Source organism: Gemmatimonas sp., assembly GCF_044376735.1.
Lineage (GTDB): Bacteria > Gemmatimonadota > Gemmatimonadetes > Gemmatimonadales > Gemmatimonadaceae > Gemmatimonas.
Genome location: NZ_JBILKJ010000106.1, coordinates 1 through 9,721, shown reverse-complemented (window position 1 = coordinate 9,721; position 9,721 = coordinate 1). Strand labels below are relative to the sequence as shown.

General features: G+C 64.0%; 14 protein-coding genes. All 14 read right to left on the bottom strand.

Annotation, left to right across the window (positions count from 1 at the left end; genetic code table 11):
- A partial coding sequence (locus ACIRA7_RS12410) for a DUF5916 domain-containing protein (protein WP_396221159.1) occupies positions 1 to 1,515 on the bottom strand: 1,515 nt, incomplete at its 3' end.
- 96 nt (positions 1,516 to 1,611) lie between these two features.
- Positions 1,612 to 1,995: a GNAT family N-acetyltransferase gene (locus tag ACIRA7_RS12405; RefSeq protein WP_396221158.1), complete on the bottom strand. Its 384-nt coding sequence runs from the start codon at positions 1,993 to 1,995 to the stop codon at positions 1,612 to 1,614.
- A gap of 180 nt (positions 1,996 to 2,175) precedes the next feature.
- Complete coding sequence (locus ACIRA7_RS12400; protein ID WP_396221157.1) at positions 2,176 to 2,625, bottom strand: VOC family protein; 450 nt, start codon at positions 2,623 to 2,625, stop codon at positions 2,176 to 2,178.
- A gap of 153 nt (positions 2,626 to 2,778) precedes the next feature.
- The gene (locus ACIRA7_RS12395) at positions 2,779 to 3,426 is read right to left on the bottom strand and encodes a GNAT family N-acetyltransferase (protein ID WP_396221156.1); all 648 of its coding nucleotides are present in this window, start codon (positions 3,424 to 3,426) and stop codon (positions 2,779 to 2,781) included.
- A gap of 126 nt (positions 3,427 to 3,552) precedes the next feature.
- Positions 3,553 to 3,972: a hypothetical protein gene (locus ACIRA7_RS12390; RefSeq protein WP_396221155.1), complete on the bottom strand. Its 420-nt coding sequence runs from the start codon at positions 3,970 to 3,972 to the stop codon at positions 3,553 to 3,555.
- Between the two features lie 75 nt (positions 3,973 to 4,047).
- The gene (locus ACIRA7_RS12385) at positions 4,048 to 5,448 is read right to left on the bottom strand and encodes an amidohydrolase family protein (RefSeq protein WP_396221154.1); all 1,401 of its coding nucleotides are present in this window, start codon (positions 5,446 to 5,448) and stop codon (positions 4,048 to 4,050) included.
- Positions 5,449 to 5,556: 108 nt separating this feature from the next.
- Positions 5,557 to 5,943: a DUF6713 family protein gene (locus ACIRA7_RS12380; RefSeq protein ID WP_396221153.1), complete on the bottom strand. Its 387-nt coding sequence runs from the start codon at positions 5,941 to 5,943 to the stop codon at positions 5,557 to 5,559.
- 39 nt (positions 5,944 to 5,982) lie between these two features.
- On the bottom strand, positions 5,983 to 6,342 hold the full coding sequence (locus ACIRA7_RS12375; RefSeq protein WP_396221152.1) for a hypothetical protein: 360 nt from the start codon (positions 6,340 to 6,342) through the stop codon (positions 5,983 to 5,985).
- Between the two features lie 319 nt (positions 6,343 to 6,661).
- Positions 6,662 to 6,982, bottom strand: coding sequence for a DUF1801 domain-containing protein (locus tag ACIRA7_RS12370; RefSeq protein WP_396221160.1), 321 nt, complete (start codon positions 6,980 to 6,982; stop codon positions 6,662 to 6,664).
- 206 nt (positions 6,983 to 7,188) lie between these two features.
- The gene (nadS, locus tag ACIRA7_RS12365) at positions 7,189 to 7,500 is read right to left on the bottom strand and encodes a NadS family protein (RefSeq protein WP_396221151.1); all 312 of its coding nucleotides are present in this window, start codon (positions 7,498 to 7,500) and stop codon (positions 7,189 to 7,191) included.
- On the bottom strand, positions 7,497 to 7,814 hold the full coding sequence (locus tag ACIRA7_RS12360) for a type II toxin-antitoxin system RelE/ParE family toxin (RefSeq protein WP_396202600.1): 318 nt from the start codon (positions 7,812 to 7,814) through the stop codon (positions 7,497 to 7,499). The genes nadS and ACIRA7_RS12360 overlap by 4 nt, the downstream gene beginning before the upstream one ends.
- Positions 7,815 to 7,987: 173 nt before the next feature.
- Entirely contained in the window at positions 7,988 to 8,284 is a 297-nt protein-coding gene (locus ACIRA7_RS12355) for a hypothetical protein (RefSeq protein ID WP_396221150.1), read from the bottom strand.
- A 199-nt stretch (positions 8,285 to 8,483) separates the two neighbouring features.
- Positions 8,484 to 9,347, bottom strand: coding sequence for an IS3 family transposase (locus ACIRA7_RS12350; protein ID WP_396221149.1), 864 nt, complete (start codon positions 9,345 to 9,347; stop codon positions 8,484 to 8,486).
- Positions 9,284 to 9,655 (bottom strand): transposase, encoded by a 372-nt coding sequence (locus tag ACIRA7_RS12345; RefSeq protein ID WP_396221148.1) that lies wholly within the window; start codon positions 9,653 to 9,655, stop codon positions 9,284 to 9,286. Before ACIRA7_RS12345 ends, ACIRA7_RS12350 begins: the two co-directional genes overlap by 64 nt.
- Between the last annotated feature and the right edge of the window lie 66 nt (positions 9,656 to 9,721).

Sequence of the window (9,721 nt, the reverse complement as noted above, 5' to 3'; positions counted from 1 at the left end):
TTGCGGGTCGTAATCACGGGTCACCAACGCGCCAAGCAGCCCGGCGGTCACCATGGGCGTGGACCGTGCCACGCCGTAGGTGGCCGCGACTCCGGTGCGACCATCGGTGCTCGACGTGGAGATCATCCCGCTGAGCTGCACTTGTTCGCCGATGCGCGTGAAGGCGTCGAAGGCGGTGACCAGATTCTGCGTGCTGGCGGGCGTTGGCGTACCGGTGGTCGAACCAGCGGAGATACGTCCCCCGCCGCCATCGCGCAGGGCCACCGTCGCACCAAGGCGCGTCGCGCGCCCAAAGAACTGACTGCCGCGTGCGACGCCAAAGGTGGTGGCGCCCTGTCCATTGACGGCCGCCTGTCGCATGGCCAACGCACCGGCCGTGGTGCGCCCCGTGCGATACGCATACCGCAATCCACCGTCGATCGGCTGCAACGTGCCGTCGTCGGCCAGACCAATGCGGCGCGAAAAAAACGGCTGCACGACGTAGCGCCCGTTCAAGCCACCGGCATTGAGCAAGTCGGCATTCTCGAGAAAGAACTGACGACGTTCCGGAAAGAACACACTGAACCGTGAGAGATTCACGACCTGCCGGTCGACGTCGGCTTGTGCGAAGTCGGTATTGACGGTGCCTTCGACAAGGCTGTTGGCGGTCGGCGCCCAAATCGCTTCGCCGCCCACGTCACCCAGCGAGCCATTGAATGCGCCAGGGGCGGCATCTCGTGATCGTTGCCCCAAGGCGTATGGTCGCACACGGAGATTGATTCGCGGCGGCGGCGGCTGCAACGAGTCAAGGACGCCGGCAAAGGTCAGGCGCCACGACGAGAACTGGCGCGGGTACGGCACCCACGCACTCCACTGCGCCACGCGGCGGGTATTGCGCACGAAGTTGACGTCCCATGAGGTAAGCCCGGGCGCGTAGCGCAAGGAACGCCAGGGAATCGCCATCTCCGCGATCCATCCCGAATCGGCGCGCGTTGTCCGAACGCGCCACAGGGCGTCCCAGTTGAAGCTGAAGGCATCGCCTCCATCAAAGGCCTGCACATCGGCCTGCGAACCCAGCGGCGACGACTGAAACTGCAACGCGGTGCGGCGATCACCCAACGGGCCGAAGGTGACGCCGAACACGTCACTCTCCGGCGACTCGAAGTCACGCCGCAGGTCGGGCATGCGCAACGAGGCCAGGCCGGCGCTGTCGCGGTTGTAGGCACCGACGTAGAGGTACTCACCGTCGAAGACGACGCGCACATCGGTCGGATAGCGCGTGGTGTCCACGTAGTCGGGGCGAACCTGCACAAACTGCGTCGCGACCGGTGCCGTGCGCCAATCGCGCTCGTCGAGGCGACCATCAAGCACGATCTTGCCGGTCACCTTGCGGGCCACGAGGTGTCGTCGCGTCGAATCCGTAGGCTCGGGAACCTGAAGAAGCTGGGCCTCGGCGGTCGAGGCCAACAGCAGCAGGCTCGCTATGATGGTGCGCCAGCGGGGAAGGCCAGCGGGACGCCGTTGGAGAGTGGTCATGATCCATGAAAGATAGACGCGGCAGCACCGCTACGGTCGGCGATCACGCCGAGTCCCTCCGCCTGCTCGCGGCCCGCGACGGCGCACCGGCGGGCCTCACGTCGCCTCCTCGCCAAACGTGAAGATCGTCACGGGCGCGGGTACGCCGCCGATCGCGCGATAGAAGTCGAGGGCGTGCGTATCGTCGTTGTCCGCCGGGACGAAAGCGACCGTGATGCCCGCCCGCGCTGCCTCGGTGCGAAGCGCAGCCACCAGGGCGCGACCGACACCCTGGCGCTGCCGCCGCGGCACGACGGCGAGATCGTAGACGAAGACTTCCGATACCTCGGCGCGCGTGAGCCGCAACGTGTGCGCGGTGAGGCCGCCCGCTAGCTCGCCGTCGATGGTCGCCATCAACGCCCAGAAGTCGCCGCGCTCCAGGAGCTGGGTGAGGTACGCGTCGCTCAGGGGCTCGGCCTCGGTCTCAAACACGCCGGCCATCGTCGTGAACAGGGTCCGTGCTAACGCTCCGTCGGCCACGGCCAGCCGTACAACTCGGATGTCTGACATCGATCGTCCAGTCTCGGTTGGGACGCTTGTGCACGCCATCTCACTATCCGGCTCAGCGCCGGCGGTATGCCGTCCGCTGCACGCGCTTATTGCACAGCTCCTTGGATTGGCTCAGGAAGCATTGAAGGCAGCCTCAAGGGCCGCGATGTCGATCTTCGACATGCCTAACATCGCCTGCAGTGCACGATCAGCAGCTTGTCGATCCGAAGCACCAAGGAGCTGTGGCAGAACCTGCGGAACGATCTGCCAGGAAACGCCGAAGCGGTCCTTCAACCAGGCACATCGGCCTTCCGACCCGCCTTCTGCTGTCAGTGCACTCCACAGGCGATCGGTCTCTTCTTGCGTCGTGGTGCGAATGACGATTGAGGCAGCTTCGGTGGGTCTGAACTGCGGGCCACCGTTCAAGGCCAGAAACGGCACGCCATCAAGCGTGAACGTCACCATCACGGGTGAGATGCTCGTGACCGCAGAGTTGTGGATCACTGAAGTGTAGAGCCGTGCCGCTTCTTCAGCGTTTCCGTCGAACCAGAGGCAAGCAGATACTGAGGATGTAATGCTCATGTTCTCAACCCTCCCGCGGTGGACGTGGCCGCATAACGCTCGAGCTCAGCTGCCCGCGGAGGCGGGCTCTGTAAGCCCGGTTCGCGAGAACGTACAGGGTACCGCGGACCGGGCTTACTATGCCTGCCGTATCGGGTCAGCTTGAGCGAGGGGTTAGGCCGCAGCGAGACTGACACGGTATTCGAGTGTTGTCGCCGCAGAGAAACCAAGGAGCCAGCGCAGATAGCCAAACCGAGATGTCGCCGTGGCAACGAAGCCTTGGCGCTCATACAGTCGTCTGGCCGCTTGATTCGTGTCAATGACGTCTAGACGCACTGTTCGATACCCTTCCTCTTCCGCAAAATGCTTGATGCGGTCGAGAAGCTTCGTGCCAATGCCACCTCCTCTGGCCTCTGGCGAAACGGAGATTCCATCCATGAGCAGTTGGTCTGGGCGCAGGGCTCGCTGGAAGAGCGCCAGGATCGTGACCGCTCGCATTGAGCGCCACACCCCGAGCCTCGCGCGAAGCAACTGCGGCGTTATTCCGGACGTCAGTGCACCAGCCGTGGTCTTGAATCCGGCAATTCCGACGATGCGCCCTTTGGCGGTAGCTACGAACGCGTGGGATGGGTCTAGTGCGTCCAGGAGAACCTGCATCCGCAGTTCTGGATTGGGGATGGCGACAGCGAGCTTCGGGCCGAATGCCGCATCGAACAGCGAGGCGGCTTCGGAACGAAGCTCCTCGGCAAATCCGCGGGTGATGCTGATCTCTTGGGTCATCGATTCTGTGTTCAGCGGCAGAACGCCCTCGATCTGCTGCAAGGCGCTGCCACAAGTAAACGCGCGAAGCGCGTGTGTTCAATCGGCGCCTTGTCAGTAGTAGCTGCTCGTTGGGCGGCTGGCTTTGCCGTGTGCCGGAACGCGCCATTCCAACTGCCGCAGGCGGGTTCACGCGAGTCCAAGGTGTGCGATGTGCTGGTCGCACTCGTGAACACCCGGAAGTACGCCGACCGCCAGGTACAACGATCTGGCCTCTCGCCATGATGCCGCGGCCGCTGGTGACTGCCCAAGCGACTCGTGGGCGAGCGCCAGCACGCGCAGCGCATTCGCCAAGTCGAGCGATGCGTCGCCGTCATGCTGCCGATAGACGGCGACCGCCTCGGACGCGGCAGCCTCAGCCGCGCGATTCTGGCCGAGCTCACGGTGCAGATCCCCCGCATGCCGTTGAGCGTGGGCAAGTTGCCCCATGTCGTTCGCGACGCGAGCAAGGGCGGCTGCACGTTCGTAACCCATGAGAGCCTCGCGCACTCGCCCCTCCATCCGATCCTGCCTGGCCTGCTCGACAATCGGCTTCGAATCCTCAGACATGCGTTCCTCCGTGGCCGCCGAACGCGTGCGCCACCGCGCTGTCAGCAGCGACGTTTCGTGAGACACTCATGCCACTTACTGACGGCCGTGCGGTGCGCGAAGAGCACGGCCCGGCGTCACACCCTCCACCGCCTGCCCGCGCGCGACGACGGGAATGCCATTCACCAGCACGTACGCGATCCCCACGGGCGGGAGTGTGGGTTCGCGGTAGGTCGACTGGTCACGCACCGTCGCGGGGTCGAAGATCGTGATATCCGCGTCGGCACCCGGTGCGAGACGCCCCTTGCGGCGCATGGCCGGCACGCGAGCCTCCAGTCTTTGCGCGGGCATGAGCGTCATCTTCCGCAACGCCTCCATCAGGGAAAGCGCATGCTGCTCGCGTGCGTAGCGGCCGAGCACGCGCGAGAAGGTGCCGGTCGTCCGCGGATGGCCGGTGCCGTCTTGCCAGTAGGCGTCACTTCCGATCATTGTCAACGGGCTGGCGATCGCCGCGGTCACCATCGGCTCGGTGTTCCTGTACAGGACCACGGGGCCTCCGACCGCGCTGTATTGCACGAATCGCTCGCGATTCATCCGCTCGCCGGTACGAGGCCACTCGATTTCGGCCAGCGTCGAATCCGTGGCAGTCCGGTACAAGTCCTGGACGGTCGCAGACTGAATCTCGGTCATCGCCGCCGTGTACGGATATGCCTCCGTGGACACATCCATCCCCGTCCGCCGCGCCTCGGTCATCATGGCGAGCATCGCCGGCGTGGCCGCGTAGCCAGCGCTATTGATGTGGACCACGTGGAGCGGGGCACCCGAGGCACGTGCCAATTCCAGCGCCTCCGTGAGGCCGGCGACGCCGTTGCGGATATGCACGTGCACGGGCGTCTTCGATCGCGCAGCCACCCGAAACACCGCGAGGAGTTCGTCACGGGTCGCGGCCGGGGTGTAGGTGAAGCCAGCACCCACACTCACGGCGCCAGCGTCGAGTCCTGCCTGCAGACGTCGCGTGATCTCCCCGATGTCGGCGGCGGTGGCGACTTGGTAGGCACCGGGACCGACCGGCATGACCATGCCGGAGTCGCGCAACACCGCCATGCGGACTTTGATGTGGCCGATGCTGACGCCGTAGTTGATGCGTTGCCCAGTCGCGCGCGCCGCGTACCATGCCGCGACATCAGCCGTGCCGAGTTCGAGTTCGAACGACGAGGTGACACCGTCAAGCGCTTGGAAGCGATACGTCTCTGCCGTCTGCCCGTGGGCGTGGACGTCGATGAAGCCAGGGGCCACCACGAGCCCCCGCGCCGCAATCGTGTCCCGACCACGGATGGCGTCCGTGGTGACGGCGGCGATACGCCCCGCCTGGAGGCCGACATTTCGGACAGCGTTCAACCCACTGGCCGGGTCCATCACCGTCCCGCCCAGAATCACGCGGTCGTACGTGGTCGTTGATTGGGCCTGCAGCGCCATGGGCGGCAGGGCCAACAGCATAACAGCAAGCCGTATCAGGGGCGACGACAATTGCACAGACTCCTCGTTCTCAAGGGATGAAACACACTCACGCACGCGCGAGAGCCGGTCGGGGTGTCTCACGAGAGGTTAGGCCCCGCCTGTGAACTCCGTGCGTGCACGCCACGTCAGGATTGCCTGCCAAATGGAGACAGCAAACGTGCCGATGATGACCGCGATCGAGACAGGCAAGTGAAACTCTGCATAGCCGGCGAACGCGAAGGCCGCGTGTATTGGCAAGACGACCCCCGAAAGCCCCGCAATCAGGAAGGAACCCTGTAGCCCGGTGCGCTGGCGAGCGATCACTGCCGAGAAGAGCCACAACAAGAGCAAGAATGCAGCCACGTTGAAGAGCGTAAACAGTTGGATTCCACCTGGGAGCCCGAACATTTCCCACTCTTTCCAGTACGCCGCATCGGCTTGATGCGCCATCACCAGCGAAAGGTTCAGGGCGGCCACTCGATCAAGAAGGCGCATGACTTATCTCCGTATTGGGCCGAACACCCGAGTGAGACATCAGCGACGACCACACGCACGAACAGCGGTCGCAAGGGCGAGCACTTGCACCGTATCCGATGGCAGCAGGCCACCACGCCGATCCTCGCTCATTCGCGCTGGCACGCCGGTGGTTGCCGCGGTTCTCGACCCCATGACCACGCGCCCGGCGGCATCAAAGAACACGGTCACCGTCTCCATCTCGCGCCGCCGTAGGCCCGTTGAGTCACTCATCATTGCGATGAGCATCTTCGCGTGTCCGGCGGGGCTGAGGGACAGAGAGACGGTGCGGCTGAGGGCGGAATCGGTCGCCATGACGCCTGATGCCACTCCCTGTCGCCGCAAGCCCTCGTCGATCGGCAGTGGGCGACACGTCGCCATGGCGGTTCTCATTGGCGCAAGCAGCGGCAACCGGCCCATGCGCGCGTCCTGGGCGCTGGCGGATATCGTGGCCACCGCAACTGCAATGAGAAGACCTACAGGCGTTCCGATGAGTACTGAGCCCGCACGATTGAGCGTCATTGCACCTGGATGACTTCGAGGTATGAATGCATGTCAACGCCACGTTGTGCAGTGGACGCTCTAATGATGCGGCCACGGAGCGGTCGCCATCAATAGCGCGGCTCTCTGCACCACCTTTCGTTCTGCCCGACTGTACCATCGGGAGACCTTTCGGCGACGCTGGCCGTGTGCCGCTCTGCTAGCTCTGCTTCACACGCATGCGAATGTCACTGTACGCGGCCTCGACTAGCGCTTCCAATGCTGGCGTGTCAACGATCGTCATCGCGGTGAGCCTCACATGGCGCATGTGCTTGCCAGCGCCCTCAAGAAGACCGGTAGGGTCGGAAAGCACTGCCCCGTGGAAGAAGCCTACGTTCAGGTGCGTCCTGAAGACGTTGACGTACGCAAACGGCGCCGCATCAACGCAGACGACGGGGCAACCGTCGTGCACGAGTTCGCGCACGTCCGGACCACACCGACGCATCCGCGCGTACCAATGCTCCGCGATCTCTTTCAACACGCCCGAGTGTCGCGCAAACCACTCGGCCACGGCAGGGTCGCTCTCACGCCCGGAGGAGAACCGCAACAACGACGTCAATCTGTAAGCTCCTCGCAGTTGCTGTGTACCCCCCGCTCATGTCGGCCGAACGCGGGCGTCTGCAGCGGGCGGTCAAGTAAGGCGCGAGCGAAGCGAGCATCTACTTTGGCCGACTGCAGCACGCATCGTTATGCGGCGCCGCGACGGCGCGGACGATGCAATGCTTCGACGACCGCCGCCGGATTGTGGGCGGCCACTTGCAACAGCGCGAGCGCGGGACCGTCTGGCATCCGGCGCCCCTGTTCCCAATTTCTGAGCGTGGCCACGCTGACGCCGATCATGAGCGCGAATTCCGATTGCGACTGGCCGAGATCGGCGCGCACCGCCTTCACATCGGTCGGCTTGAACGTGCGCGAACGTGACGCCTTGCGCTCGCCGCGGCGGATTTCACCGAGCTGGCGAACGCTGGTCAACAACTCTTCGAAGGCTTCTGCTTTCACGTGAACTCCTCGCGTACCACGCGAGCCAACGCGCGGATCTGTGTCGGCGACAAATCGCCTTGCTCGTTCTTCGCGTACATGTACACCATATAGCACAGGTCGTCATCGACGGCCCAGTAATAGATCGTGCGAACACCGCCGCGCTTTCCACGCCCTTCGGCGCCCCAGCGCAGCTTCCGCAGGCCGGCGCCGCCGGGAATGAGCGCCCCCTGCTCGGGGCGCAGACTCAGCGCAGCCTGCATCGCGCGGTACTGCTCGTCATCAAGGTGCCGACGGAGACTGGCGGTGAAGACCGGCGACTCGATGAAGCGCATGAAGGAACTATAAGCCAGTGGCGTAGTCGACGCCAGCTGTCGCATTGATCATCGGACTAGCCGTCCAATTCCCAAGCTAAGCCGCGAGCTTCCGAAGTTTGCTCGGCAGCTTCAGCGCACGTTCGGCGACAGGTACACTGGTCTCAGGACCGCGCGATCCAGCCGCATGGGCTTCAGCGGTAAAGACGAATAAAGAAGAGTACGGTCAAGATTCCGGCGACGAATCCAACGATTCCCAGCCGAGCACTCACCGACAAACGGGGGCGGTCTGGCGATTGATTTGCGGGCATCGTGGTGTTGAGTGATTGGTGAAGTAACTCGCCAGCTTTGATGAATTGAATCGACAACTGTCGAACGAGGCTGTAGGAAAAGTCCGCGAGACCGATGTGGAAACGGCACTCTTCTATCGCCGAGCCGTTGGCCTCTTGAGAAATCTGCGGTCTCATTCGTCCCTCGTCGAGATCTGTCATGGCTCGCTACAAGCCGGTCGACACGCAGCCCAGGTGCGTCGCGATCGACCTCGCCGCCCAGCTGCTCCCGGGCACCTTCGAGGATGCCCTGCACCACTTGCTCGAGCAGGCGATCGATCTAACGCCGTTCGATGCCCGGTATCAAAACGACACGACCGGGGCGCCGGGGATCTTGCACCACTTTCGTGGACACTCTGGATTATGCGGCGCCACGCTCGAAGGCGATAGGAGACGTGTAGTTCAAGCTGGAATGCAGTCGCGTGCGGTTGTAGTAGCGAATGTACTGGCGGAGCGCGGTGCGCAGCGCGTAATCGGTGAGAAAGACGACGCCGCGCGTGAGTTCCGCCTTGAGCGAATGCCCGAACGACTCCGCGTGCGCGTTATCCCCCGGCCCTCGCACACTGGCGCTCTGGCGCATGCCGTGGGCCACAAGGGCGTCACCGAACGCCGCCCCCATGTACTCCGTGCCGCGATCGCTGTGAAAGATCACCCCCTCCGCAGGTCGCCGGCGTGCGGCCTCGCCGAGCACCGCGCACGTGACCGCCGACGTGCGGCGCTGCGTCAATGACCACGCCAGGATGCGGCGGGAGAATTGATCCATCACGATCGCGAGATACCACCAGCTACCGGCCACTTTGAAGTACGTGATGTCGACGCCCCACACCTGATTGGTCGTGGTCACCGTGGCCTTCCACGGCAAGTTCGGATGGCGAGCATACCGCTGATGCACGGCGGCCTTCGCGCGATACCCGCGCACGGCTTTGGCCCGCAGGCCGACGGCCGCCATCAGTCGCGCGACCCGACGGCGACTGACCGTCCAGCCGGCATCGACCAACGCGCGGTGCAGGCGTGGGCTGCCGTACCGCTCGTGATGGCGCGCGAACAATCGACCAATCTCGGTGGTCACGCGTCGGTCCTGTGTCGCATGGTCACTCACCCCGCGGGTGCGCCAAGCATAGAAGCCACGTGGCGTCACGTCGAAGCGATGACACAGCCACGTCACGCGGAACTGCGTGCAGTGCGCGTCGATGAAGGCGAACGTTTCGCCCGTTGAGCGGAACACAACTGAATGGCTTTTTTTGAGAGTTCGTGCTCCTGCTGCAGCTCCGCATACCGCTGCTCGAGGGCTTGCAGCTGCGCGATCTGACGCGCCGGGCCAGGTGGCGGCGCCTTGACCGCTCGCCTGCGGAGGATCCCGTCGTGGACGTCCTTCCGCCACTTCGACAACATGAAGGGATGGATCTCCAGCGCCGCCGCTACCGTCTTGGCCTGCATGCCAGGCTGATGACTAGACGAACAGCCGTCTGCTTTAACTCGTCCGTGTACTTGTACAGCTTGCACGGTCCCGATCGTGGCACGTGTGACTCCCATTCTCGTTAGGCGGAAGTGTACACGGAATTGGTGCAAGAGCCCTCGGCAGCAGCAAGCATCGTTAGG